The sequence below is a fragment of the Prevotella sp. tf2-5 genome (genome assembly GCF_900115435.1).
Lineage (GTDB): Bacteria > Bacteroidota > Bacteroidia > Bacteroidales > Bacteroidaceae > Prevotella.
Map to the genome: position 1 here is coordinate 1 of NZ_FOWK01000006.1, position 26,712 is coordinate 26,712.

A 26,712-nucleotide genomic window follows, 5' to 3' on the forward strand; every position below is an offset into this window, starting at 1 on the left:
CATTGTCGGGAACAATACTGTTGTTGTACTTGGTGAAATATGTCACATTAGCCTCACCTGTCTGATATACGGTGGAGTTCGTTATGGCAAAGTTGATTGCACCACCTGCCTTGAACTCAAACGCACCCTCTGTAGTCGCTGCAGTAGCCAGTGCGAACACATCGTCGTCAACTGTGAAGTTCTGGAAAGCGTACTTGACATTGTTGTCATAGAAAATATATGACTTAATGCCAGTAACCTTGACACCCTTGATGGAAACGTTGTCAACAACATACGCACCCTTGGAGTTTGCCTCAACTGCAGGAGTAGCGCTCATCTGGATGAAAGCACCCTCGTTACCACTGGCGTCAATAGTAGCACCGTTACCGTTGATGGCAATGCTACCACCACCCTCAATTGGAGCGGTAACAGTGTAGGCACCATTCGCAGCAAGGTTAATTGTAATATTCTTAATGGGCTTGCCGGCTGCCTTAGCGGCGATAGCGGCGGTGATTTCACCACCTGTGATGTCAGAAGCCTCAACTGTTACATCAACAGGAGCTACTTTGAAGGTAGCATTGACATTGACAGCATCAGCAATCATCTTGAACTTGCCATTCGTAACAGTGACAGCCTCATTAGAGGTGGCACCTGTAACTGTGATAGCCGACAGTACATAACCCTCATTAGCAGTAGCAGTAACTGTCACTTCTTCACCAACAGCGGCTGTAGCCGGGCTAACCTCAACGGTACCACCCGTGATTCCCTCGGCAACATTAACAGCATACTTGATCCACCTGGGGTCACCAATCTTAGCAGCATACTGGGCACATTCTGTACCAAGCGTGAAGTTGCCAGTTGCAGCGCCTTCAAATACGACGACACCTACTACACTGTTCTGTACGATGTCAACCTCATTCTTTTTATCAGCCTTACTAACCTCGGTAGCACTGGTGTCCTCACCATTCCAATTGAAGGCATTGCCGTCAACATCCCATGCAGGAGTAGCATTGGTCTGACCACTATTGAAGCCAACAACCGTCTGACCATTCTTGCCACAGTTAACAAAGATATTATTCTTTAACGTGTAGGAATTGTTGGCAGTACCCTTCTGGCTGAAGTTGTTGAAGTTCGCACCACCAGAAAAATCAGCATTAGAGGCAATATTCACGAAAGTAGAGTTCTGCACGTCAAACGCCTGAAGCAAAGTATTATTAAAATCGTTCGGACGACTACCGTACTTGACGAAATGCTTTCCTGTTCCAGCGGCAGCCCAGATAGTAGAGTTCTTAACCACCACATTGCCTACAAAACCACGGCTGTCAAAGTCAACGACCACCTTTGCAGTGGATGCCTGAATGACGCAGTTGTCAATTGTCAGCGTTTGAAGATATGTCTTATTCTCCATATAGTCACGGATAAGAGCCTTCTTCATGCCACTGATTGTCACATCCTTAATAGTGATGGCACTAACATAAGCATAGGTAGATGGGTCTCCATCGGCCTTCGGTGCTATTGCTGTAACGCCTTTGATTCCGATAATGTTATCTGCTCCTTCTGTACTGGCATCAATCGTAGCACCTTTACCATTGATGGTCAAGTTGGCAGGAGCCTCCAAAACACCGGAAAGCGTGTAACTGCCCTTCGCGGCCAAGTTGATGGTAATGTCACCAACTTCTCCACCAGCTTCTACGACAGCATCTTTTGCCGTTTTCAATGCCTGAAAAACGTCATTGTTGGCGGCAGTCAGTTCTGTCTCACCAATCGTAATGGCCGTCGCTGCTCGCCTTGAAGTAAGCATCTGCGTAGTTGCAAATGCCGCTACAGCGATCAAAGCAACGAACATAAGTGTAAGTTTCTTTTTCATACGCTTTTTTGTTTTAGTTTGTTAATAGTGTTTATTATATAAATGTATATATTGTTTTCAGTAGTTGTGTAGAACATGTTTCAACCCTGCATGGCAAAGCAGATATAACACGATGCAAAGATAATATAATTTAGGAAACTATCACCATTCCTTTACATTATTTAACGGAAAGATGGATTTAAGGGAACATGATTTGAACAAATGAAGACACTGTCGTCTATTGAGCGAATACTTGTTTAATGACAAATAATTAACAAAGTACCTCTGAGGTTTCGCGAAAAATCCACCAACTCCTAACTTGGTCTCAAATATGCGAAAATAGAGCCGTTATCATATTCCGCTGTCACTGAGTAAGTTGCATCATTTTTGCACTTTATGACCCTCGAAAAACACCTCAAAAAGTGCCGAAAAACGTCATAAAAGTGCCTTCTTTTCACCTTGAAAGGCGGCACTTAATGGGTAGGAAGGCGGCACCTAACGGGTAGGAAGGTACCGACAAACCCCTTCGAAGGTGCCGCCTTCCTCCATTCCACCCCGAAACAACCAAGTTTTTTGCCTCTACCAATCCTAGAAGCACCAAAAATCCATACACGTTTTTTGACCATATTTCTTGACATAAAGACCGATTTTGTGGGTGGAAATAAATATTTATAAACCATTAACGTCTCGTTAATGAGTACAATCAAGGGGAAGGAGGGTCTTATTATTATAATAAACGCGTTTAAAAACTAATTATGAGAAGACTTATCATTTCAGCTGTATCGTTGCTGAGCTTAGCAACGACGGCATTTGCACAGTATCCTGACCTCACTGACGAGGCCAAGAAGATGATTGGAGAACAGAAAGCACAGTGGAAGGCACATAGCGACTCCGCATGGGAGGCAGCCTTCCCTATCGTGATTGAAGAAGCAAAGGCAGGTCGTCCCTATGTACCCTGGGCAGCCCGTCCCTATGACTTGCGTCAGGCAAAAATACCCGCATTCCCAGGTGCTGAAGGCGGTGGTATGTTCACCTTCGGTGGTCGTGGCGGTAAGGTATTAACCGTCACCAACCTCAACGACGACGGTCCCGGCTCCTTCCGCTGGGCATGTGAACAAGGCGGTGCCCGCATCATCGTGTTCAATGTCAGCGGTATCATCCGTCTGAAGTCACCCATCTACGTCCGTGCTCCCTATATCACCATTGCCGGGCAGACAGCTCCCGGCGACGGTATCATCATTGCCGGAGAGTCGTTCCAGGTAGACACCCATGATGTCATCGTCCGCCACATGCGTTTCCGCCGTGGTGAGACTCTGGTGACTAACCGTGAGGACTCCTTTGGAGGTAACCCTGTGGGCAATATCATGATCGACCACTGCTCTTGTGAATGGGGACTCGATGAGAACATCTCCTTCTACCGTCATATGTTCGACATGCATGACGGTAAGCCCAACCGCAAGGAGCCTACTGTCAATGTGACCATCCAGAACACCATCAGTGCCAAGGCACTCGACACTTGGAACCACGCTTTCGGTTCGACGATCGGAGGAGAGAACACCACGTTCATGCGTAACCTCTGGGCTGACAACACCGGTCGTAACCCAAGTATCGGCTGGGGTGGCGTGTTCAACTATATTAATAATGTTGTGTATAACTGGGTACACCGTACCGCCGACGGTGGCGAGTTCACCACCATGTCGAACTTCATCAACAACTACTACAAGCCCGGTCCGCTGACTCCGAAAGACTCACCCGTAGGACATCGTATCGTCAAGAGCGAGAGCCGTTCACAGGGACTGTTCCCCTTCAAGCAGTTCGGACGTGTCTATGCCGAGGGCAATATCATGGAGGGCTATCCTGAGATCACGAAGGACAACTGGAACGGTGGTATCCAGACTGCCGACAAGGACGGTGAGATGGATGCCACGGAGAAGGCACTCATGCGCTCCAACGAGCCTTTCGTCATGCCACACCTGACCATGATGAGTGCACAGGAGGCTTTCGAATGGGTACTCTCCAACGCAGGAGCCACCATCCCCTGCCGTGACATCGTCGACCAGCGTATCTGCGAGGAAGTTCGGACTGGTGTCGCCTACTATGTGAAAGACTATGAGAAGAAGGTCAAGGACAATCCTTACGGTGACATGTGGGGACTCCACGACAAGTCGAAGAACGCAGAGGGCACGTTCAAATACCGCCGTCTGCCCAATGACTCCTACAAACAGGGTATCATCACCGACCCACGACAGATGGGCGGTTATCCTGAGTTCAAGAAATGGAGCCCTCGCAAAGACAGCGACGGCGACGGTATGCCTGACGAGTGGGAGAAGAAGAACGGTCTGAACCCCAACGATGCCAGCGACGCTGTAAAGGACTGTAACGGTGATGGTTACACCAATATCGAGAAGTATATCAATGCCATCCCTACCGATAAGAAGGTAGACTGGACGGATATGAAGAACAACCATGATACACTTGTAAAAGCACTATGAACAACAAAGAACTGACAATTCTTGCGGAGAAAAACCGCAAACGACTCGTAGAGGTTGTCTACCGTGCCAAGGCAGGACATATCGGAGGCGACCTGTCCTGTCTGAATGTGATGACGGCACTCTACTTCCATGTGATGCAAGGTCTGGACCCTCAAGCCCCCAAGGCTCCCAACCGCGACCGTTTCGTACTGAGCAAGGGACACTGTGTGGAAGCACTCTATGTGACCCTGGAGGCAAAGGGATTCCTGAAATCAGAGGTCCTCGACACCTTAGGACAGTATGGTTCCATCCTCAGCGGACACCCCACTATCGAGGTGTCTGGCATCGAGGTTAACAGTGGTGCCTTAGGACACGGACTCAGCATCGGTATCGGTATGGCGATCGCAGAGAAGATGAATCGTGACGCCTACCTCCCTGACACACCTTCCACGTCTACCCCCACCTACCGTACCTATGTCCTGATGGGCGATGGTGAACAGGGCGAGGGCTCTATCTACGAAGCTGCGATGGCTGGTGGGAAGTACAAGCTCGACAACCTCGTTGCCATCATCGACCGTAACCACCTGCAGATCAGCGGTGACACGGAGGACGTGATGCCCATCGACAATATCCGTGAGCGTTGGAGTGCCTTCGGATGGGACGTGATCGAGATGAACGGGGACTCTATGGATGATATCGTCAAGACCTTCGACGCCATCGACTATACCAACAAGAAACCCCACCTGATTATCTCCAATACCACCAAGGGTAAGGGCGTAAGCTTCATGGAAGGCATTGCCAAATGGCACCATGGTGTGCTCAATGCCGAGCAGTGCGAGGCAGCCGTGAAGGAAATCGAAGAGAGAATCGCCCAATTAGAATCGTAATTTCGAAATCCCGGAATCCCGAAATACCGTAATCGACGCAGTCGCTTTTACAAAGAGCGAAGCTCGACTAAAAGAAATACCGGAATCCCGAATTAAAGAAAGAAAAAACTATGATAGCTTGTAGAAAACAGTTTACTGACACGTTGCTGGAACTGGCACGTGAAGACAAAGATATTATCGCTGTGACCACGGATGCCCGTGGCTCCGTGACACTGGGTGACTACGCCACAGCACTGCCCAAGCAGTTTGTGGAATGCGGTATCGCAGAACAGGATGCGGTAGGGATCTCCGCAGGTCTCGCCCACTCTGGCAAGAAAGTGTTCTGCTGCGGTCCCGCCTGCTTCTATGTGGCACGTTCCCTGGAACAGGTGAAAGTCGACCTCGCATACTCTGAGAATCCTGTCACCATCCTTGGTGTATCTGGTGGTGTCGCCTATGGCGCATTAGGTGCCACCCATCACTCGTTGCACGATATCGCCGTGCTGCGTACTTTTCCTGGCATGACAGTCTGTCTGCCCTCCGACTGGCGTTTCACCAAGAAACTCGTGAAACTGCTTGTCGACTACGATAAGCCGTGTTATGTCCGTGTTGGACGTGCCGCCGTACCTGATGTCTATGCTGACGATAACTTCGAGGTGATTCCCGGTAAGGCAATCACCGTACTGGATGGTAATGATATCACCATCGTAGCTGCCGGCGAGACTGTTTACCACGCTTGGCAGGCTGGTCTGCAACTGAAAGAGAAAGGTATTAACGCCAGAGTCCTCGACTGTTCATGGATCAAACCCTTCGACACAGAGGCAATCCTAAAGGCTGCCAAGGAGACAGGTCGTTTCGTCACCGTTGAGGAGCATAGTCAGTTTGGTGGATTGGGTGCGATGGTCTGTGAGACTATCAGTGAGCATCCTGTACCCGTCCGCATCCTGGGTATCCCTGACGAGAATGTCGTACATGGCACGAACGCTGAGATTTTCCACCACTACGGACTTGATGCCGAAGGCATTACAAAGTCCGTGATGGACTTTGTAAGTGAAAAGTGAAGAGTGAAAAGTGAATAATTTGCTACCGCTATATGAATTACATCATCGCAATAGACCAGAGCACTTCGTCAACCAAGGCACTCCTCTTTGACGAGCAGTGTAAGATGCTAGCCCGCACTAATGTCGACCACCAACAGTACTACCCCCAGACAGGTTGGGTAGAGCATGATGCGGAGGAAATCTATCAGAATATGATTGTTGCCATCCGGCAACTAATCTCTGAGAACTCCGAGTACTCTGAGAACTCTGAGTACTCCCTCGCCATCACCAACCAGCGCGAGACGGCTGTGGTATGGAATAAAGCGACAGGCAAGCCCATTGCCAATGCTGTGGTATGGCAGGACACCCGTGGTGCAGAACTGTGTCGTGAGTTACGCTCACAGGGCTATGCCAAACGGGTCTTTGACAAGAGCGGACTGCTGATCGACCCCAACTTCTCGGCATCCGGTGTGAAATGGCTGCTGGAGCATATCGAAGGAGCCCGTGAGGCTGCCAACCGTGGCGAATTGCTGATGGGTACCATCGAGACGTGGCTTATCTGGAAACTGACAGGCGGTAAGTTACATGCGACAGACTATACCAATGCCTCGCGTACCATGTTATTCAATATCCATACCATGGACTGGGATGACGACCTGTTGGCACTGTTTGACATCCCCCGTTCGATGATGCCGGAAGTACGTCCCTGCGATGCCGTCTATGGCGAGACGACTTGTGAGGGACTCTTCCCCACCCCCATCACCATTGCCGGTGTACTGGGCGACAGTCATGGAGCCCTCGTCGGACAGATGTGTTTCACCAAAGGTTCAGGCAAGGTGACCTATGGTACGGGAAGCAGTGTGATGGTGAATATCGGTGAGGAACCGAAGGCTGCCCCCGAGGGACTGGTGACCAGTGTGGGCTTCTCAGCCTTCGGAAAGGTTTACTATGGTTTTGAGGGAAATATCTATAGCACGGGAGCCACCTTGAAATGGATTGCCGACCAATTGAAACTGGTAGGTCATCCTGCAGAGATGGAGGCATTGGCGACCAGTGTCGAGGACAACGGTGGCGTGTATATCGTCCCTGCCTTTTCCGGACTCGGTGCCCCCTGGTGGCAGAGTAATGTGAAGGGGGCTGTCTTCGGACTGACCTTCGCCACGACGAAGGCTCACTTCCTACGTGCCGCCTTGGAGAGTATCGCCTACCAGATCAAGGACTTGGTAGATGTAATGGCACGTGCCACAGGCGGTCGTCTGAAGGAGATTGCCGCTGACGGCGGTCCTACAAAGAACAAGTTCTTGATGCAGTTCCAGGCTGATATGCTCAATACTCCCGTGGTCTGCACGGAAGTCGACGATGCCTCAGCCTTCGGTGCCGTCATCATGAACGGCTTCGCCCGTGGCTTGTGGAAGAGTTTCGAGGAGGTACGCCCGCTGCGTAAGGTAACGGAAGTGTACCAGCCAAACTCTACACTCTACACTCTACACTCTACACTTTACCAGGGCTGGCGCAATGCGGTGAATCAATTGATAAAATAATAAAAACTTAAAACAATATGAGAAACGGAAAAACTTGCTTTGGCGTGATTATCGGAACACGCGCCTATTTTAATTCAGAACTTGCCAAGGACGTGCGCAAGCAGTTACTTAAGACACTGGAGGACGGTGGCTACGAATATATCATCCTGCCGGAGGATGCTACCCCTACCGGCAGCAGCAGTATCGAGACCCGTGAGGACGGACTGAAGGTATCGAAACAGTTCCGTGAGCACCGTGACGAGATAGACGGTATCATCGTCTCCCTGCCTAACTTCGGTTTCGAGATTGGTATCATCAATGCCATCAGTGACGCTGACCTGAACGTACCTGTCTTGGTTCAGGCCTGTGACGACGAGAATGACAAGGTAGACCTTGACAGTCGTCGTGATGCTTTCTGCGGAAAGATCTCCGTCTGCAACAACCTCTACCAGTATGGCATCCCCTTCACGGACACCACGCTGCATACCTATTCTATATATAGTGAGCTCCTGGCGAAAGACATCGACAAGTTTGCCGCTATCTGCCGTGTCGTCAACGGACTGCGTCACTGTCGTATCGGACAGATTGGTACACGTCCTCTCGGTTTCAACACCTGCCGTGCCAGTGAGAAACTGTTACAGCGTTATGGTATCACTGTCGTTCCTGCCGACCTGAGTGAGATTCTCTTTGCCGCTCAGAAGATCAGCGATGACGATCCGAAGTTCAAGGCGATGTGTGAGCGTACTTGTAACTATGCGCAAGTCCCCGACAACTATAAGGAGAAACTGGGGCTACAAGCGAAATTCAGTGTCGCCGTCGAGAACTGGATAGAGGCGAATGACGTACAGGCTGTCGCCATCCAGTGCTGGGACTCCCTGGAACAGAACTACGGATGTGCTCCCTGTGTGACGATGTCGATGCTGGGTGACAAACTCATCCCCGCAGCTTGTGAGACGGATATCGCCGGTGCTGTATCCATGTACGCACTGACCCTTGCCTCCGGAAAGGCTTCGGCATTGCTCGATTGGAACAATAACTTCGCAGAGGATCGCAACAAATGTGTATGTACCCACTGTGGCAACTATCCAAAATCCTTCGTACAGAACGACCTGAAGTTAGGTCCCCTCGGTGTACTGGGACGCACTCTGGGTAAGATCAACACCTTCGGTGCTGTCTATGCCAAAGTGACGGGTGGTCCTTTCACCTTCTTCCGTATCTCCACCGACGACCCGAAAGGTTGTATCAAGGCTTATCTCGGCAAGGGCGAGATCACTGACGACCCCTATGGAATGGACGGTTGTATCGCTGTCACCAAGGTGGATAACCTTCAGCAGTTGATGAAGTATATTTGCAAAAACGGTTTCGAGCATCACGTCGCTATGTGCCGCACCGATGTAGTGGACATCCTCAATGAAGCGATAGAGACTTATCTGGGTTGGAACCTTTATGTGCATGAATAGATGTAAGAAGTATGATGTAAGAAGTAAAAGGAAAGAAGTATGATAAACAAGAAATACAAAGGCGTGGTCGTTCCGATGGTCACACCTGTCAAAGAAAATGGTACGCTCGACACACAGGCTGTGGAGCGTATCATTGCGTTTTTTGTCCAGGCAGGAATCTCTCCCCTGTTGATGGGTACGACTGGTGAGGGAAACAGTGTCAGCCAGAAGGACGGCTTGTTATTTGTGGAGACAGCAGTGAAGGCTGCACAGAAACGTATCACTATCTATGCAGGACTGACCGGCAACTGTTTAGCAGAGCAACTGGCACAGGCAGAGGCTTATACCAAAGCGGGGGCAGATGTCATCGTAGCCACCCTGCCCACCTACTATGCCCTGACGGAAGAGCAGATGGAGAACTACTACCGCACTCTTGCCGATAGTATCAAGGGACCATTGATGCTCTATAACATCCTCGCTACGACACACATGAGTATCCCCGTAGGAGTTATCCGTCGGCTTGCTGACCATCCTAATATCGTGGGACTGAAAGACTCGGAACGTGATCTGGAGCGTATGGCACAGTGTATAGAGATTGCCAAGGATCGTGATGACTTCTGCTATTTCTGCGGATGGGCGGCACAGTCGGCACACTCCCTTGAACTGGGTGGAGACGGTATCGTACCATCTACCGGCAATTTCGTCCCGGAGATGTTCCAACAGCTCTACGAAGCAGCAGTTGCCGGCGATATGGCGACAGCAAATCGTCTGCAGGACGAGACGAATGAGATTGCCAAGATCTATCAGAAAGACCGTACCTTAGGACAGTCACTCACCGCCTTGAAGGTGATGATGCAGACCAAGGGACTCTGTGAGCCTTGGATGCTGATGCCGCTGACTCGTCTCTCCGCAGCAGAAGAACAAGCGATTGCCGCCAAAGCGACATCTCTTTCATAATCCCGATATATCGTAATCCCGAAATCTCGAAATCCCGATATTCCGATATTCCGATATTCCGAAACATCAAAATCTCAACATGCACTTAATAGATTACCTCATCGTCCTATTGTCCATCCTTGCCGCCATCGGCACGGGTGTGTGGTTCGCCCATAAGCAGAAGGACACGTCACAGTATTTTGCCGGAGGTGGTAAGATTCCTGCCTGGGCAGTAGGTATCTCTATCTTTGCAACACTCATCAGTAGTGTGACCTTCCTCGCTTATCCGGGTGCCGCCTATGCTGACAACTGGATATTGCTGGTGCAGGGACTGATGGTACCTATCGTACTATTGGCTCTGGTAGGGGTCATCGTACCATTATTCCGTAAAGTGATACGTCTCTCCACCTATGAGTATTTCGAGCGTCGCTTCGGACTCTTCGCAAGACTCTATAGCTCGTTTGCCTTCACTTTAGGACATTTCTCCAAAGCGGGTACGGTTTTCTTCCTCGTATCAATGGCGTTGGCAACATTCCTGAATATCGACATCTATGCCATCGTCCTCGTCTTAGGTATCACCATCATCATCCTGACATTGTTCGGAGGCATGGAGGCGATTGTATGGATGGACGTGGCACAGGGGTTCCTGCTCATTGGCGGCGGTATCATCTGTATCGCCATCCTGTTGTTCGGTATCGAGGGCGGTCCCGCCGAGACATTCCGTATCGCATCGGAATACAATAAGATATCCTTTGGTCCCTACGACTGGGATTTGACACAGTTGACATTCATCGTGATGGTATTGAATGGTATCTTCTATGCTTTGCAGAAATACGGTACTGACCAGACCATTGTACAACGTTACCTTGCTGCCAAGAACGACAAAGAAGCGAAGAAAGCGGCGTATATCGGTGTGCTGATGAGTGTTCCCATCTGGGCTTTGTTTATGTTTATCGGTACAGCACTCTTCGCCTATTACCATGCCCAGGGAGCCCCGCTGTTGCCAGAGGGTATCAAGGCGGACGAGGTCTTCCCCTACTTCATCGCCCATGAACTGCCTGTCGGTATTCGTGGTCTTATCATTGCCGCCCTTGCCGCCGCTGCTATCTCATCACTGGACAGCGACCTCAACTGTCTGTCGGCAATTGCCGTCCAGGACTATTACAAACGGTTCCGCAAGGATGCCACCGACCAACAGCAACTGCGTTTCGGCAAGTGGATGGTGGTGGCTGCCGGTATCGGAGCCATCGGTGTCGCTGCCCTCTATATCTCATGGGGCGGAGAAGGTGTCCTCGGTGCTTTGTTCTCACTCTATGCCATCTTCTCGGCAGGTATTGTGGGAATCTTCATCCTCGGACTCTTCAGTCGTCGTGCCAACAAACAAGGACTGTATATTGGCATCGCTGTTGCCGTCTTGTATACCGCCTATGCCGTGTTGACATCCACAAAGGTAGACATCCACGGAACAGGAGTCAAGGAGACTTTGCTTGACCTGGGTGACTGGAACTTCACTCATCACAAATATATGTTAGGTGTCTACTCTCACCTCATTGTCCTCGTCGTCGGTTATCTGGCGAGTTTCCTCTTCAAGACGCCGCTTGCCGACAAGGAACTGACTATCTGGGGATATATAGAAGAGGTAAGAGGTAAGAAGTAAGAAATTTAACTTAATGATTATGAAACAGATTACACTTTTGCAGCCACAGAAGATTGTATTCGGTACTGGCTGCATCCAGACATTAGTAGAAGACTATAAGAAACTGGGATACCAGCGTCTGTTTGTGTTGACGGCACCACCCATCCTGCCTCTCATTGAACCGACACTGGCAGCATTGAAAGCCGCAGGAACCAATATCGAGGTATTCGACCAGATTATGGCAGAACCCACACTCAACGATTTCAATGCTATCGTGGAGAAAGCACGCCAGTTTGATGCCGACAGCGTAGTAGGTATTGGTGGCGGCAGTGTCCTTGATGTCGCTAAGTTGGTCGCAGCCTTTGTTCATTCCGACCAACAGGCAGCCGATTGCTTCGGCATAGGTTTCATCAAGGCGAAAGGATTGTGGTTTGCCTGTCTGCCGACAACAGCAGGAACAGGCTCGGAAGTATCACCCAATGCCATCTTGTTGGATGAGCGTGACCACCTGAAGAAAGGTATCGTCTCTCCTTACCTCATCGCCGATGCCGCCTATGTGGATCCTAAACTGACATGGACGGTACCTGCCAAGGTCACTGCTGACACGGGAATGGATGCGCTGACCCACTGTATCGAGGCATACACCAACAAGTTTGCCCATCCCACCGTCGACATCTATGCTCTCAAAGGTATACAACTTATTGCCGCTAATCTGGAGACAGCCGTAAAGGATGGTAAGAACCAGGAGGCTCGTGAGGCACTTGCCCTCGGTTCTCTGTATGGTGGACTCTGTCTGGGTCCTGTTAACACAGCGGCAGTCCATGCTCTCTCCTATCCCCTCGGTGGTGAGTTCCATATCCCCCACGGACTATCGAATGCCATCCTGTTGCCATCAGTGATGAAGTTCAATGCAGAGGCTTGTCCCAAGCGCTATGCGGAAGTGGCGGCAGCTTTACTTTCCAGTACATCTGGTTCTTCTGGTGATACCAATGACATTCGTCTTGCCCAGCAAGGGGTAGACTTCATCTATCGCTTAGCCGAAGCCGTGGGTATTCCCAAGAAACTGACAGACCTTGGTATTCCACAGTCTGCCGTGGATGGTATGGCGAAAGCAGCCATGGAGGTGCAGCGTCTGCTGAAGAACAACCCGAGAGAGGTCACTGAGCAGGATGCGAAAGACATTTATAATTCATTATATTAACTCGAGATCCCGGGATTCCGAAATGCCGAGATTCCGAAATACCGAAATAAAAAAACAAAAAACGATGAAACCCATATTAGCTATCACCATGGGCGACCCCGCAGGCATCGGTCCTGAGATTACGGTACGCGCCCTGAATAGAAAAGAGACTTACGAGAAGTGCCAACCCATCGTCACCGGTGATGCCGCCATCATGGAGCAGGCAGTGAAATTGCTGGGCTTGGACCTAAAGGTGAATGCCGTACAGAGTGTCAAGGACGCCAAGTTTGAGTATGGCACTATTGACGTCTATGACCTGCAGTGTGTCGACCTCTCCACCTTTGAGTTCGGTAAGGTACAGCCACAGTGTGGCAATGCCGCCTTCCAGTATATCAAGAAAGCGATAGACCTCGCTATGGCGGATGAGGTAGACGGTACGGTGACAGCACCCCTGAACAAAGAGGCGTTGAATCTTGCAGGACATCATTATGACGGACATACGGAGATCTACGCCACCTTCACCAATACAAAGAAATATGCCATGATGCTTGCCGACGAGAATATCCGCGTCATCCATGTCTCAACCCATGTCCCTTTGCGGAAAGCTTGTGACCTGGTGAAGAAGGCTCGTGTCATCGAGTGTGTGGAACTGATAGACGATGCCTGTCGTCAGTTTGGTATTGAGAAGCCACATATCGGGGTGGCTGGTCTGAACCCCCATTCCAGTGAGAACGGTATGTTCGGCTATGAGGAGGCGAAGGAGATTATCCCCGCCATTGAGGAACTGAAAGCCCGTGGCTTTGATGTCGAAGGTCCTGTACCTCCCGACTCCATCTTCGCCAAGGCGAAGTGCGGACAGTTCGACGGATGTGTCGCCATGTACCACGACCAGGGACACATCCCCTTGAAGGTATGTGCCTTCAACTGGAACAAGGAAACGGGAAAGATGGAGAGTGCCAGTGGTGTGAATATCACCCTCGGACTACCTATCATCCGTGTCAGTGTTGATCATGGTACCGCTTTCGATGTGGCAGGCAAGGGTATTGCCAATGACAGCGCGATGACCCTCTCCATCGACTATGCTACCCGTATGGCGATCTATAGGAGAGAGAAGAAGAACTGAGAGATGAGATGATAGTCATTGCCGATGATATCACTGGTGCTGCGGAGATAGCAGGTATCGCTTTCGAGGCAGGCGAAGACGTTCGTTTAGTTTGTGGCGATGTCACCGTCACAAACGGAACGACCGTCATTGCCACTGATACTCGTTCTATGACAGAGGTGGAGGCGATTGCCGAAACCCGTCGCATCACCTCTTCCCTTCCCCAACAGGGAGGATCTCTCTTCAAAAAGACAGACTCCGCCCTACGTGGTCATGTGGTAGTGGAACTGAAGACGCTGATGGAGACAACAGGTTACCAGCGTACTGTCTATTTACCAGCGAATCCCTCTAAGGGAAGAATCATCAAAGATGGGGTCTATTATATCAATGGAACACCGATTGACCAGACCGATTTCTCTTTTGATCCGGAGTTTCCGGCTAAGACAGCTGTTCTCAGAGAGCGCTTCCCTGATGCGGAGACAAATGGTATCCTTATGCCTGATGCGGAAAGCAAAGAAGACATCCAAAAAGTAATAGCTACCTATGATGACGGGCATACCCTTTTCGCTGGTGCCGCCGATTTATTTGAGGCGACTATAGGGACTATAGATACTATAGGAACTATAGATACTATAGGAACTATAGATACTATAGGAACCCTCTTCCTCTGCGGCAGCACCCAAAGCAAGCCATTAGACCTCGGCATCCCTGTGACGGCAATGCCCTTGGACATCTATGACGGCAGTAAGGACATCACATCCTGGTTGAAGGAAGCCTGTGCTATCTATCAGCGGGAAGGTTCCTTGATGATTACCATTCCCCATCGTCATCGTACAGGTAAGGAAGTCGCTGTCCATCTGCGAGAGACAACAGCACGACTCATCCAACACTTAGTGGAGAGACAGCAACCCCGCCAACTGATTATCGAGGGAGGAGCCAGTACCTTCGCCACCCTACGGCATCTTGGGTGGAATGAACTGAAGGTCGTCAGTCAGTTAGCACCTGGGGTTATCAAAACGAAAGCCCCGAATGGGACTTTCGTTATCATGAAACCCGGGAGTTACCCCTGGGGATCCTTATTCTCGTGTTAACTTCCTATATCTTCACTAGGGAAGCAACTTTGTCGATTACTTGATTCTATCCATGTGGATTCTCTCTCCCATCAGACTATTCAGATACACTTCCAAAGCAGTATAACCCTTTGAAGACACCACTAACTTGCCGTCTTGAGAATTTGTCGGATCAAGACCATTAGCCGTCTCCCAGTCATCAGCCATACCGTCGTGGTCATCATCCAGCACAGGCATTGCTGTAGCATAATGAGGCCATCCGTCAGCATCAGCAGGTGAGTCTATAATACCCTGTTTGCCAGCACTCTCTCCTTTGTATTTAGGAAGACCGCTCCTCACATCCTCTATCACACGATGTTCCACAGCGTCGCGACGGATAGTGCCGGCTTTCTCCAATACATGCTGATATGCTTTTTCCGCAGACTCCGCAGGTGTGAGGTATTTGTCAAAATCAGGTTTATTGAGCAGACGATCCTGTCGCATCTGCTCCACACTGAATCCTGTCTTATTACCAACAAGTTGCCAGTTGTCCTGAGTATCATGTCCCTCCATCACATTCCCTGAGAAATACCAAAGGGACGGACTTGTCAGTGTCTTTCCCTTACGTGCCGCAGAGAGTTCTATGAAGTAGTTATCAGACGGATGAGCAGGTCCCGGCTTGTAATAGTTTCCCACGAAATTACACTCATGAGTACTCCCCTCGCCTGCCTCGTTCTCTCCACCATAGCAGGAATTCTTTCTTCCCCAGTTGAAGTTCACATTATTCATAAACTCCAGGAACACGTTCCTGTCACCCTTAGGATTACTGGCTCCATTGATACGCGGACTGCGACTGTCGTTATTGGCAAGCAGGTTATGATGGAAGGAAGCTGGAGAGCCTCCCCATTGACAACCATAGCCACGGACCCCTTTATGATGTCCTGCGTTATAAAGTCCCTCATGGATGATGCACCACTGCACGGTCGTGAAATGATTATCGTATATTGTAGTGTTCTCCTCACCACTCCAACCAAAGCAGCAGTGGTCGATGATGATATTCTTGGCATTCTCAATACCGATGGCACCTCCTGCGATAAAATTACCTTTCTTGTCTTTTGCGGGATCCTCCTTCACACCCAGACGGGAACGGATATTACGAATGATGACATTCTCGGAGCCGCCGAGGTTTAACTTACCACCACGAAGGAGGATACCCTCTCCTGGTGCAGTCTGACCTGCGATGGTCACATTCCTCAACTTGGCACGAATCGCATTCTCACCCTTACGCTGCGGGTCAGCACCTATGTTGATGACCCCACTGACACGAAAGACGATGGTGGCATTCTCCTTACCCGCCTCTGTCAATGCCCATCGTAACGAGCCTTCACCACTATTCTCCAAGTTGGTGACCTCAACGACCTTGCCACCTCTTCCTCCAGAAGCATATTTCCCAAAGCCCCGTGCTGTCGGGAATGCAAGAAGCTCATCCTCCAAGGGAGCATAGTCTTCCATCATCTGATTAGCAGCGATGACGACCTCTGGGTTAAATGCAGACACTTTAGGTCTGACACTACGGAAGACTGCATCTATCTGTTCCCATGTGCATACCTTCGCATAGTCCGCGTCTGTCATCTGATGACTCCAGCTGATACGTTTAGACACCTCCACAGGTGCAGCACCGTTTCTACTCTTGTACTCTGCAAAGAACGACTTGCTACCGTCATTACCTCCCATCGTCTGCCATCCTGCAGGATGAACCGCCTTTCCTAAATCACAGTTCAACCAGAGACTACCACATTTCTCCGCTCCCCAGCAACGTCCCAAATACACTTTCTCATCAGCGACGCCAGCAGCCTTTGTCACCTTACAGTTATTAAAAACGAAACCCAACCATATCCTGGTGCCATCGGCAGCTGTCGTATAGACGTTGATATCCTCTGGTGCCGTGATATAGCCATTACCCACACTGTTCAGCGTACACTGCTCAAACCAGCAGGTACCACCAGCATAGATATAGTCGACGGCACCCTCGATGACACATTCCTTATAATAGCTACGCGTGTCTTTCTTGGAACGATGTGTGTCCTGGTAACCAGCTATCTTACAACGGTAATAGGTCTGTCGGTCACCTGACACGAAGAGAGCCAGAGCCTGTCCTCCTTCCTTACCAGCCGTATTCCGCACCGTCATGTTCTCCATATAGAAATCATTGGCAAAGACAGCAAGGGTAGCATAGTCACGCACATCCTTACCGTTGCCGATATTCTTCTTGCCATAGGCAGCAGTGATAATGGTCTTGTCCATCCCATCACCCATCATGGTGATACGCTTTGTGGATGCTTTCCGACGAGAGCCAATACTCACCTTCTCCGCATACGTGCCAGCCTTAACCTTGATTACGGTCTCCGCTCCTTCCGCTGCGGCATTGATGGCAGCCTGTATGGTGGTATAGTCACCACTACCGTCCTTGGCGACAGTCATCGTCTTCTGTGCAAAGGCTCCCATAGCCGTCACACACATCAGCATCATAGTCACAACTTGCTTTTTCATCCTGTATTTGTTTTAGTAGTTTTTTGCGTTGGGTGCAAAGTTATATGTTTTCTCGCAGACTTCCAAATCTTCGGGCAACAAAAAAGCGGAGCCGCATGATTCGGTTCCGCTTTATATTATTAATAAGGTGTAGACTTATTTGTTCACGAACTTTTTACCGTTCTGAATCAGAATACCCTTCTGGCTCTTGTCCACCTTCTGACCTGCGAGGTTGAAGATAGGAGCGTTAGCGTCAACCTCAGCAGCCTTCTTCACGTTGTTGATGCCTGTAGGATCGAGATTAGGAACAACTGCTGTAGGAACAGCACCACCTACAGCCTTAACTGCAACACCGCAAGCAGTAAATTCTACTACAGAACCTTCGGTAGTAACATTAGTTGCCTTACCGTCTGCGTCAATTACAGCTTTGAATGCATCTGCGACACCACCAGTAGGTGAGGCTACATATTTCTCACTACCAAACTCAAAGCCACCGAAACCGAGTTGTGAACTCTGCTGATAAACAATATAGCTCTCACCAGCTTCTACATTGAAAGTAATCCAACCCCATACGGCCTGATTACCTTTTTCAATAACATAATCACTCACTGGATCTTTACCTGCGGCTTTCTGTTCCTCGTTAAAGTCATCATGACGAGTCTTAATTTCAGTAGCAGTAAAATAAATTGGTTTTCCATCTAAGTTCTGACCATTTACATAACCATCAAATGTATAATCTACATATGGAGTCATAGGTTTACCATCAGATGCTTTTACAACAAATGTTTTACGATTACCTTTGTTTACCCATACATTAACCTTCAGCGTACCAGAAGTTGAGGGAGTAAACTTGTAATATAAACCATAGCCAGGTGCTCCTGTCTCTCCTTTCTCATAGTCAATATAAGTATAATATGCACGATAATTACCAGTTGGCTCACCATCTGTGTAAATTTCCTCGGCATAAATGTCCTTATACCCATTACCTGTACCCATCAGGAAATACATGTCTGCATTATCCTTATCCTTCTTGTTATTACCATTCTTCCAAGTAATATCACCCCAAGTGATACTTTTAATAGGATAACAATGTTCAGGAAGATCCTGCGCATTCACACTCATAGCTACGAGAGCCATGCTAATTAGGGTAAAAAACTTTTTCATAAGCGTTTTAGTTTTGTTTGTTATTATTATGTTAATTGTAGTTCCATCTTTGTGTGACCTCTCGAAAGAAGCGTATACACTCAATTCCGCAGCAAAATTAGTGTTTTTTTCCGAAAGTTCCAAACATTTTAGTGTAAAATCTACGCTCTCACATATAAAATAAGGTGGAGAAAGCGGAAAGAAGAGGTATCGTATGCGATTGTAAGGACGTAGGTTCGCACTTAAAAGAAGTAAGGAAGCCACTTGAAAGCAGCCTCCTTACTAGTTGTTGACTCCAGTCGACAGGGTTGCTGACTCCAGTCGACAAGGTTGTTGACTTCATGTCAGCAGGGACGTTTCTTAGGTAGTTTGAATACGTCCTGCACCTCCTTCATCTGTTCCTCCGTCATACCATCAGGCTCTGACCCCATACTACGGGCACACATATAGATATTAGCAGCCTTGCAGAGCACGTCAGTCTGGTCGAAAGCGTCCATGATATCCTGTCCGACAGCCACCGTACCATGTTTCTCCCACATCACCACATCGTGCGTCTTTATCTGCTCAAGGGTAGCCTCAGCAAGAGCCACCGACGAGGGAAGTGCGTAAGGTACGATGCCAATACCCAGCGGGGCAAAGGCGAGAGTCTCTGGAATCATCGACCACAGCACACGTGTCATCTCATCACCTTTCAGGAAACGCTGGATATGACTCATCGCTACCAGTTCGATGGGATGCGTATGAAGCGTTGCCTTATAGCATGAGCCCGTCTCCAACAGATAGTTCTGCAGTGCCAAATGGGTAGGCAACTCAGAGGTAGGTACCACATTCACATCCGCAATCACCACATAGCTGGCACAGTCGTCGCAGATACGGATGATACTACCGTTCTGCATCGGATCCCTGGCAAGGTCACGCATCCGCTTACCTGTTCCTTTGCAATAGAAATACTTACCCTTCAACTGGGGCAGCGTCAGACCTATCTGTTTCACTTCTGAGATAGCAGGCATCACCTTGCACTCCTCATCCATAAACTCTGTGACGTTGACGGTGATATTACCACCATTACGTTCTGCCCATCCTTTCTGCCAGAGGTAACCCGTCACCTCTGCAATCTGATCAATCACCGCTTTCAATGCGGGGCGGTTTTCTAATATACTTTTCATCTTATTTATTCTTTTATTTCGATATTTCGGAATTTCAGTATTTCGAGATTTCTATATTACGATTCATTAATAATTCTCACCATAGCGTTCCTTCGTGATGTCATCCAGGGCGCGGCCACGAGTGTTGGGAGCACCGATGATACCTACTACCAACGAGATAAGCAACAAAGCTATCATACAGTAGGCGGCGATGGTGAAGCCCTCGCCATTCTCACCATAGATATAGGTGAAGAGGAGTCCCCACAATGCCGACAAGCCACGAACCACAAAGAACATAAAGCCCTGGGCTCCAGCACGGAACTTAGCTGGGAAAAGCTCTGAGCCCCACAACGCATAGAATATCTGAGGGGAGGCACCACCTTGGATACCCCACAGGATAGCGAATGCCCACAAGCCGGCAGGACCGTTGACTCCAATAGTCACAATCACCAGCCAAGCACAGAGTGCGGCAAGCAGTCCAAAGACATAGATACCCTTATGACTGGTCTTGTCAATCAGTTTCGAGGTACAGAATGTCACACTGACGATAATCGCCCATTGGATGAAGTTCATCCAGTTAGCCTGCTCGTTAGTGACACCACCCGCTGTCTCATAGATATGCGGTTGGAAGAATCCCATGACAGAAGCCACCAGATTCCACGTCAGATAGATCGTGGCAAGGAAACAGACCGTCTTCACAGCGATACTGTTGGAGAACAACACCTTGATATTATCTATCAGTCCCGGTTTCTTCTCACCACTCTCCTGCCCTTTCGTAAACTCAGCACTCTCCTGAAGCTGACGCTGCAGATTCCATGCGATAAAAGCGACGATAAAGAGTGACAGGAATACGAGTCGGGAACTGAAAGCATTGACTGCCGGTTCCTCCATATCAGCACCACCGACGGCATGGGCGATGCTCTCTACCCATCCGAACAGATAACCACCTGGGGCAAAGAACATACCCAGCAGGAGGATAACCATCGGGCCGATGCCCCACGACATCTGTGAGATACAGATGTTACGTCCGCGATTGTTGTTCTCGGACGACTCAGAGATATATGTCCAAGAGGCTGGCACCCCGACACCCACAGAGATACCCGTGATGAGGAAACCACACAGCAACATGGGGAAATTCACACTCAGCATGATGGTCAGTACTCCCAGCATATAGACCAGCAGGTTGTACGTGAAGATAAACTTACGTCCATACTTGTCAGCAAGGAATCCACCGATAATCGCACCGATAGCGGCACCCAGACAGTTGGCACTGATGAAATTCAACCACCCCAGATGCACCTCCGACAGTCCGAGGTAGTTCTGCCATAAGGTCAAACCTGACGCTCCTGCGACGATGGCACCCGCATCCAGATAATTCGTCAGAGACACGGCTATCGTGCTCTTCAAAGAACTTGAATTTGACATATTGTTTCGATATTACGAGATTTCGTTATTTCAAGATTACAAGATCCCGATTGATTAGCGGCACACTACATCACACTCGATATTGAAGATCTTAGCCACCTTCAGGATAGTGTCGATATGATGACCCACAGCAGCTGCCATGTGGTGGGTAGGACCAGCCTCGCTCCACTTGTTGACGAACTCTCGACAACTCAATGAGAACTTCGTACGCATATTGGTATCACCAAAGGTGAAGATAGGACCTTCCTCGTTGACACCCTCAGCGACCACAAACTTAAAGACTCCATTCTTGTCTTGTGTGATGGCAAAATAGGTGACAGGACCCGTGGGAGGATAGAACTGTGTCAGATAGCCACCACCACTCTTTCCGTGGAACACAGGCACTATCTTCATCGTCGGCTTCTTAGCCTGTGAGATATCATAGTCACCAGAGCCAGAGTGTCCGATGATACAAATATCCTTCGGGAAGTCGATGCTATACATCTCGGCAAGGGTTCCCGTACCAGAAATGGTCTTCAGGATTGACATCGCCATCGCCACCTTCATGTCACCCTCTACAGCACATGCCGTATGTTGTTTGATAAGCATGGAGAATGCTGGTATCAGCATCGAGTCGAGCTTGCCGGCAATACCCTTGGCGAAACCATCATAGTGGGAGGCGATGAAACCTAACTTCTCATCTTTTACCCATTGCTCGAAGGCCACGACATACTTTGCCATATCCCATACCTTCTCGATAGTTCCCCCACCCTCGATATCAAAGGTGTCAAGGATATCCTGTGCCTTTGCCTTGATGGCTTCCTCATCCGTGATGTCATCAGCAATCGCCCACATCTTCTCCCAGTCAAACTGCTTGGTGTAGAGCCACATGCGATGATACAGGTTGGTCTCGTCAATATACAGGTCCATCATTCCCGGATAGGGACGACCGATCTGTGCGATATTCGTATCACGGAAGCGACGGCGTACCTGTGCGGCACGACACCAGTCTTCTATCTCCGCCTGTACCTGAGGGTCACCTCCCTCTACGACACCGGTAATCACTGCGGAACGCTTGCCGGCACGATTCAAGTCGGCAACCATCTCACCGATAGCACCACAGGCATACAGCTCTCCCAACCAGATGGGGATATCCGTCTTCTCATAGTCTGGTGCCAGTTTCTTCTGAACATTGACGATGACAACAGGGACATCAAGATCACGTACCGCTGGTAACATATTATAAGAGGTACAATAGGTCAACATCTGCAGGATGACCAGGTCGACATCAGCAGAACGGAACTTATCGCCTGCCACCATCGACTGCTCCTTGGTGGTCACCATTCCTCCGTCAATCAACTCCACAGTATCCGGGATTGTCTTCTTGAATGCCTCATACTGTGCCTCAAACTCTGGAACGAGTTGAGGGAACTGTGGCAGGTATGCTCCCAGTGCGACAGAGAACACGCCTACCCTTGCTTTTGTTTCTACTAATGGTTTACTCATTTGGATTTGTTTTTATTGTGATTAGTTTTTTCGATTACGAGATTGCGAAATCGTGAGATTACGTTAGCGTTATCGCAAGATATCGCTCGAAGGCAGCATCCCATGCCGCTTTGTCCTTGGTGGGATGATAAGCTTCCATCTCTATGGAGTTAGCGATGATACGCCGCATCTCCCAAATATCACTGACCTCACCTGCTGCCTTCGCCTGCAACATGATATTACCAATAGCAGTACCCTCCTGAGGACCAGCCAGCACTTCCACACCAAGGGCATCAGCTGTAAACTGGTTCAGATACTTGTTCAAGGAACCGCCTCCGATGATATGGAGGATATGGAGGTCGAAAGACGCAAACTCCTTCAGCCACTGGAATACCTGACGGTAGCGCAGGGCGAGGGAATCAAAGATACAACGACAGATCTCCGCAGGGGTCTCCGGCACCTGCTGCCCCGTCTCATGACAATATTGCTGGATAGCTGTGATCATTGACGGGGGGTTAGCAAATAACTTATCATCTGGATTGATGATGGAACGGAAGGGCTCCACCTGCATCGCCGACCCCTGTAGCTCTGGATGAGAGAGTTTACGAACCTCCTCAGGCCACTCCTTACGGCAACGCTCATAAAGCCACATACCACAGATGTTCTTCAGGAAACGAGTTGTACCCTCTACACCTCCCTCATTGGTGAAATTCAACTCATAGCTGCGATCGTTGATGACTGCCTCCTTCGTCTCTATACCCATCAGGCTCCAAGTACCGCTTGACAGATAGGCAAACTGCTCGTCCTTCGCAGGAACGGCAGCAACAGCGGATGCTGTATCATGTCCTGCTACGGCAATCACTGGAACAGGTCCTAAACCAGTCATCTTCTGCACTTCCTCTGTCAGCACACCGATCTGTGTTCCTGGACGAACCATTCTGCCAAAATGCTCACGGGTCAGTCCGACACTTTGGATAAGACGCTCGTCTAAATCACCCGTCCGAGGATTGAGCATCTGCGACGTAGAAGCAATGGTATACTCACATACCGCCTCTCCCGTCAGCATCCAGCTCAAGGCATCTGGGAGGAAAAGGATCTTCTTCGCCAGACTTATCGCCACATTCTCGTCCTGCCGCATGGCATATAATTGGAATAGTGAGTTGAAGTTCATGAACTGGATTCCGGTAAGGTCATAAACCGTCTTACGATCCACTACTTGCTCGAAATACTGCTCCATCCGCCCGAAGGTATGGGGATCACGATATGCTCTCGGATTACGCAGGATAGCATTGTCTTCCGCCACAAAAACGAAATCGACGCCCCAGGTGTCAATACCGATGGAGGTCAACTGTATCTTACGGCGTGCCACTTCCTGCAGCCCTTTGATCATCTCAAAATAGAGGGCATAGATATCCCAATAGAAATGACCACCTGTCTCTATGAGGTTATTGGGGAAGCGGGTCAGTTCCTCCTGCTCCAACCTTCCGTCTTCCAAAGAGCCTAGTATGGTCCTCCCGCTGGTGGCTCCAAGGTCAACGGCAAAAAAATACTTTTTGTTCTTCATAAGCACAATCGGCTTAGTATGTCAGTTAATAGTTTTTATTCCCTGCAAAGATACAAATAAACAAGAACAACACCAAACAAATCCGCACATAAATATAAAATGATGACATCTGTGCCCAGTATGAACGGTACTGCGAAAACAAAGGTCTTTGTGAAGGGAAATGTTTTGTGAGACTCTAATTAATCTGAAAGGGTCTCTTCACACTTGATAAGTTCGATATTCAGGGTTTCCACCAGCGACAGTTCACCGAGAACATCATCGTTAGAAGGACGCGGACAGAACCAAGGCTGGCTGCCGAAATAATCCACCAGGTCACGTGAAGAGAACATATACCCATGCTTTGCCAAGATAGAGTTACGCATGATACGGAGCGTAGACTTCTTCATCTTACGGAACATCTTGTCGTTGAGCAGGATGACATTGGCATAGTCAAAGCGCGGCACTGTGTTCACCCATCTTAACGTCTTCTTCTGACCTTTACGACTGAACATGCCGTATTCGTCCTGTTTCACCTCATAGAGAGTCAGACCATCGAGTGTCTGCTCAACTTCCCACATACCCTCAAGGTCGGTAAGTCCGCTGATACTGAGCACCCCTGTGACAGTGCCGTTGAAAGTGATATTCTTATATTCAGCACGGGCAACTCCTTTCTCATAGATAATTTCATGACCAATCTCCAGCGTGTCTCCATAGCTGTCGACATATTTGCCCATGATCTGCTGCATCCACTTGCCTATTGCGACCTTCTCACCTTCCCCGAAGAAAGAGCCGTCAAGGACATTATGCAGATTGCCTTTCTGGTCATATAGACAGAGCAGTTTCCATCCCTGCCTATCGATGTACTTGGCACGAGGGGTCTTGCTGAAAGGATTGAAACCGTCAGCATTCTGATCCTCTGAGAGAACATACTCATTTTTCTTACTATTGCTTGGAGTCAGACGGAAAGCCAGTTCCTCACCCTCTGCCATAGCTGTGAAAGTGATGGTCTTGTCGTTATTCACTTTGGCTTCATAGACCAGATTACTGATATTCCACTTGGAACCACTCTTGATGCCCTGTGCGTTTGCTGTTAAACCCACAAGGGCAAACATCATCAAAAAAATCTTTTTCATCTATTCGTACTCATTAACTTAATAACTACAAGTTTTACACTGATTTCAAAACTTTCTTTATTTAGTCTTTAGACTGCAAAGATAAATAAAAATAATGAGATAACTAATAATTGATGGAGAATATCGTTTGCGATGTTTGTTAATCTATCTTAAAGCTTTGATTAAATCGCTTGCGATATAAAAGATTATCCCTACCTTTGTATCGCAAACGATAGAAATAACAATAATAAATATAAATAAGGTATGCAAAAGATTTATGAATTCAAGGCTTTTTCAAGCAAAGGTAAGGAGATTGATTTCTCTCAGTTTCAAGGTAAGGTATTGCTGATTGTTAACACAGCCAGCAAGTGTGGATTCACACCTCAGTTCGCAGGATTGGAGGAACTGAACCAAAAATATAAGGATAAGGGACTGGTCATCATCGGCTTCCCTTGCAATCAATTCAAGGAGCAGGATCCTGAGGGCGATGCAAAAATCGAAGAGTTCTGCCAGCTGAACTACGGTGTGACTTTCCAGATTATGAGAAAAGGTGATGTCAACGGTGCTGATGCCCAACCTATCTTTGAGTATCTGAAGACTCAGGCACCTACCGAGGAATACAAGGGACTAAAGGCAAAGGCTACCCGTGCCCTGCTGAAAACACTGAGCAAGAGTGTGGAGAAGGACAGCGACATCATGTGGAACTTCACTAAGTTCCTCATCTCTAAAGATGGTGAGACCATCAAGCGTTTTGCGCCTACTACTGAGCCTAAAGACTTCGAGAAGGACATTGAGGAAATGCTCGGTAAATAATGTTCAATGGTCAATGAAATGAATTATGCACACTGAATTACAGCTTGACAATCAGATATGCTTTCGTCTCTACACGGCAGCAAGACTTATTACGCAGGCCTACACACCGATGCTGACAGAGTTGGGTATCACTTATCCGCAATATCTCGTCCTGATGGTGCTTTGGGAGAAAGACTGTCAACCTGTGAACGACATCGCCCACCGGCTGTTGTTAGAAACAAACACTGTTACTCCCTTACTCCAGCGCATGGAGAAGCTAGGCATTGTAACACGTAAGAAAGGTGATCACGACAAGCGCCAGCAGATTATCAGCCTCACAAAGAAAGGTCGCGAGATGGAGGACAAAGCCTACAAGCTCATCCCTGCCGGCATGGGTGAAACACTGAAGACCTGTCCTCTCCAGATTGACGATTACACACAACTGGCCGGTGAACTAGACACAATTATCGAAACATTAAAGAATAAATAACCCAA

Annotated in this window: 20 protein-coding genes; 12 read left to right on the forward strand and 8 right to left on the reverse strand. The window is 48.9% G+C overall.

The window, feature by feature from the left end:
- Positions 1-1,846, reverse strand: a 1,846-nt coding sequence (locus BM257_RS07540; protein WP_143096800.1) for an InlB B-repeat-containing protein, incomplete at its 3' end; no start/stop codon positions are given.
- Positions 1,847-2,580: 734 nt separating this feature from the next.
- On the opposite strand from BM257_RS07540, the gene BM257_RS07545 reads away from it, so the two are divergent.
- The 10 genes from BM257_RS07545 to BM257_RS07590 all read left to right on the forward strand — a co-directional run bounded on the left by BM257_RS07545 (position 2,581) and on the right by BM257_RS07590 (position 15,106).
- Positions 2,581-4,317, forward strand: a complete 1,737-nt coding sequence (locus BM257_RS07545) for a polysaccharide lyase (RefSeq protein ID WP_369821314.1) — start codon at positions 2,581-2,583, stop codon at positions 4,315-4,317.
- Complete coding sequence (locus BM257_RS07550; RefSeq protein ID WP_092070577.1) at positions 4,314-5,183, forward strand: transketolase; 870 nt, start codon at positions 4,314-4,316, stop codon at positions 5,181-5,183. The genes BM257_RS07545 and BM257_RS07550 overlap by 4 nt, the downstream gene beginning before the upstream one ends.
- Before the next feature lie 110 nt (positions 5,184-5,293).
- Positions 5,294-6,223 (forward strand): transketolase family protein, encoded by a 930-nt coding sequence (locus BM257_RS07555; protein ID WP_092070580.1) that lies wholly within the window; start codon positions 5,294-5,296, stop codon positions 6,221-6,223.
- 32 nt (positions 6,224-6,255) lie between these two features.
- The gene (locus BM257_RS07560) at positions 6,256-7,743 is read left to right on the forward strand and encodes an FGGY family carbohydrate kinase (protein ID WP_092070583.1); all 1,488 of its coding nucleotides are present in this window, start codon (positions 6,256-6,258) and stop codon (positions 7,741-7,743) included.
- Positions 7,744-7,760: 17 nt separating this feature from the next.
- Positions 7,761-9,182, forward strand: coding sequence for an L-fucose/L-arabinose isomerase family protein (locus BM257_RS07565; protein ID WP_092070586.1), 1,422 nt, complete (start codon positions 7,761-7,763; stop codon positions 9,180-9,182).
- 39 nt (positions 9,183-9,221) lie between these two features.
- Positions 9,222-10,118, forward strand: a complete 897-nt coding sequence (locus BM257_RS07570) for a dihydrodipicolinate synthase family protein (RefSeq protein ID WP_092070589.1) — start codon at positions 9,222-9,224, stop codon at positions 10,116-10,118.
- A gap of 79 nt (positions 10,119-10,197) precedes the next feature.
- Positions 10,198-11,754 carry a sodium:solute symporter family protein gene (locus BM257_RS07575; RefSeq protein WP_092070592.1) on the forward strand — a complete coding sequence of 519 codons (1,557 nt, stop codon included), beginning with the start codon at positions 10,198-10,200 and terminating at the stop codon, positions 11,752-11,754.
- A gap of 19 nt (positions 11,755-11,773) precedes the next feature.
- Positions 11,774-12,934, forward strand: a complete 1,161-nt coding sequence (locus tag BM257_RS07580; RefSeq protein ID WP_092071046.1) for an iron-containing alcohol dehydrogenase — start codon at positions 11,774-11,776, stop codon at positions 12,932-12,934.
- A gap of 64 nt (positions 12,935-12,998) precedes the next feature.
- Positions 12,999-14,036, forward strand: a complete 1,038-nt coding sequence (pdxA, locus tag BM257_RS07585; protein WP_092070595.1) for a 4-hydroxythreonine-4-phosphate dehydrogenase PdxA — start codon at positions 12,999-13,001, stop codon at positions 14,034-14,036.
- 8 nt (positions 14,037-14,044) lie between these two features.
- Positions 14,045-15,106: a four-carbon acid sugar kinase family protein gene (locus tag BM257_RS07590; protein WP_092070598.1), complete on the forward strand. Its 1,062-nt coding sequence runs from the start codon at positions 14,045-14,047 to the stop codon at positions 15,104-15,106.
- A 36-nt stretch (positions 15,107-15,142) separates the two neighbouring features.
- Here BM257_RS07590 and BM257_RS07595 read toward each other — a convergent pair whose 3' ends face one another.
- The 7 genes from BM257_RS07595 to BM257_RS07625 all read right to left on the reverse strand — a co-directional run bounded on the left by BM257_RS07595 (position 15,143) and on the right by BM257_RS07625 (position 25,446).
- Positions 15,143-17,614, reverse strand: coding sequence for a pectinesterase family protein (locus BM257_RS07595; protein WP_092070601.1), 2,472 nt, complete (start codon positions 17,612-17,614; stop codon positions 15,143-15,145).
- A gap of 135 nt (positions 17,615-17,749) precedes the next feature.
- The gene (locus BM257_RS07600) at positions 17,750-18,757 is read right to left on the reverse strand and encodes a hypothetical protein (protein ID WP_143096801.1); all 1,008 of its coding nucleotides are present in this window, start codon (positions 18,755-18,757) and stop codon (positions 17,750-17,752) included.
- 323 nt (positions 18,758-19,080) lie between these two features.
- Positions 19,081-19,902, reverse strand: a complete 822-nt coding sequence (gene rhaD, locus BM257_RS07605; RefSeq protein WP_092070607.1) for a rhamnulose-1-phosphate aldolase — start codon at positions 19,900-19,902, stop codon at positions 19,081-19,083.
- Between the two features lie 66 nt (positions 19,903-19,968).
- The gene (locus tag BM257_RS07610) at positions 19,969-21,306 is read right to left on the reverse strand and encodes an MFS transporter (RefSeq protein ID WP_092070610.1); all 1,338 of its coding nucleotides are present in this window, start codon (positions 21,304-21,306) and stop codon (positions 19,969-19,971) included.
- 54 nt (positions 21,307-21,360) lie between these two features.
- Positions 21,361-22,791 carry an arabinose isomerase gene (locus BM257_RS07615; protein WP_092070613.1) on the reverse strand — a complete coding sequence of 477 codons (1,431 nt, stop codon included), beginning with the start codon at positions 22,789-22,791 and terminating at the stop codon, positions 21,361-21,363.
- A gap of 58 nt (positions 22,792-22,849) precedes the next feature.
- Entirely contained in the window at positions 22,850-24,334 is a 1,485-nt protein-coding gene (locus BM257_RS07620; protein ID WP_092070616.1) for a rhamnulokinase, read from the reverse strand.
- A gap of 179 nt (positions 24,335-24,513) precedes the next feature.
- The gene (locus BM257_RS07625) at positions 24,514-25,446 is read right to left on the reverse strand and encodes a YARHG domain-containing protein (protein WP_092070619.1); all 933 of its coding nucleotides are present in this window, start codon (positions 25,444-25,446) and stop codon (positions 24,514-24,516) included.
- Positions 25,447-25,689: 243 nt separating this feature from the next.
- On the opposite strand from BM257_RS07625, the gene BM257_RS07630 reads away from it, so the two are divergent.
- Together BM257_RS07630 and BM257_RS07635 are read left to right on the forward strand one after the other, a co-directional pair.
- Positions 25,690-26,238, forward strand: coding sequence for a glutathione peroxidase (locus BM257_RS07630; RefSeq protein WP_092070621.1), 549 nt, complete (start codon positions 25,690-25,692; stop codon positions 26,236-26,238).
- A 22-nt stretch (positions 26,239-26,260) separates the two neighbouring features.
- On the forward strand, positions 26,261-26,707 hold the full coding sequence (locus BM257_RS07635) for a MarR family winged helix-turn-helix transcriptional regulator (protein WP_092070624.1): 447 nt from the start codon (positions 26,261-26,263) through the stop codon (positions 26,705-26,707).
- Positions 26,708-26,712: the final 5 nt, after the last annotated feature.

Bases quoted from the DNA above. Each gene is read 5' to 3' on its own strand.
- BM257_RS07545 (WP_369821314.1), top strand. From the start codon at position 2,581: ATGAGAAGACTTATCATTTCAGCTGTATCGTTGCTGAGCTTAGCAACG.
- BM257_RS07550 (WP_092070577.1), top strand. From the start codon at position 4,314: ATGAACAACAAAGAACTGACAATTCTTGCGGAGAAAAACCGCAAACGA.
- BM257_RS07555 (WP_092070580.1), top strand. From the start codon at position 5,294: ATGATAGCTTGTAGAAAACAGTTTACTGACACGTTGCTGGAACTGGCA.
- BM257_RS07560 (WP_092070583.1), top strand. From the start codon at position 6,256: ATGAATTACATCATCGCAATAGACCAGAGCACTTCGTCAACCAAGGCA.
- BM257_RS07565 (WP_092070586.1), top strand. From the start codon at position 7,761: ATGAGAAACGGAAAAACTTGCTTTGGCGTGATTATCGGAACACGCGCC.
- BM257_RS07570 (WP_092070589.1), top strand. From the start codon at position 9,222: ATGATAAACAAGAAATACAAAGGCGTGGTCGTTCCGATGGTCACACCT.
- BM257_RS07575 (WP_092070592.1), top strand. From the start codon at position 10,198: ATGCACTTAATAGATTACCTCATCGTCCTATTGTCCATCCTTGCCGCC.
- BM257_RS07580 (WP_092071046.1), top strand. From the start codon at position 11,774: ATGAAACAGATTACACTTTTGCAGCCACAGAAGATTGTATTCGGTACT.
- pdxA (WP_092070595.1), top strand. From the start codon at position 12,999: ATGAAACCCATATTAGCTATCACCATGGGCGACCCCGCAGGCATCGGT.
- BM257_RS07590 (WP_092070598.1), top strand. From the start codon at position 14,045: ATGATAGTCATTGCCGATGATATCACTGGTGCTGCGGAGATAGCAGGT.
- BM257_RS07595 (WP_092070601.1), bottom strand. From the start codon at position 17,614: ATGAAAAAGCAAGTTGTGACTATGATGCTGATGTGTGTGACGGCTATG.
- BM257_RS07600 (WP_143096801.1), bottom strand. From the start codon at position 18,757: ATGAAAAAGTTTTTTACCCTAATTAGCATGGCTCTCGTAGCTATGAGT.
- rhaD (WP_092070607.1), bottom strand. From the start codon at position 19,902: ATGAAAAGTATATTAGAAAACCGCCCCGCATTGAAAGCGGTGATTGAT.
- BM257_RS07610 (WP_092070610.1), bottom strand. From the start codon at position 21,306: ATGTCAAATTCAAGTTCTTTGAAGAGCACGATAGCCGTGTCTCTGACG.
- BM257_RS07615 (WP_092070613.1), bottom strand. From the start codon at position 22,791: ATGAGTAAACCATTAGTAGAAACAAAAGCAAGGGTAGGCGTGTTCTCT.
- BM257_RS07620 (WP_092070616.1), bottom strand. From the start codon at position 24,334: ATGAAGAACAAAAAGTATTTTTTTGCCGTTGACCTTGGAGCCACCAGC.
- BM257_RS07625 (WP_092070619.1), bottom strand. From the start codon at position 25,446: ATGAAAAAGATTTTTTTGATGATGTTTGCCCTTGTGGGTTTAACAGCA.
- BM257_RS07630 (WP_092070621.1), top strand. From the start codon at position 25,690: ATGCAAAAGATTTATGAATTCAAGGCTTTTTCAAGCAAAGGTAAGGAG.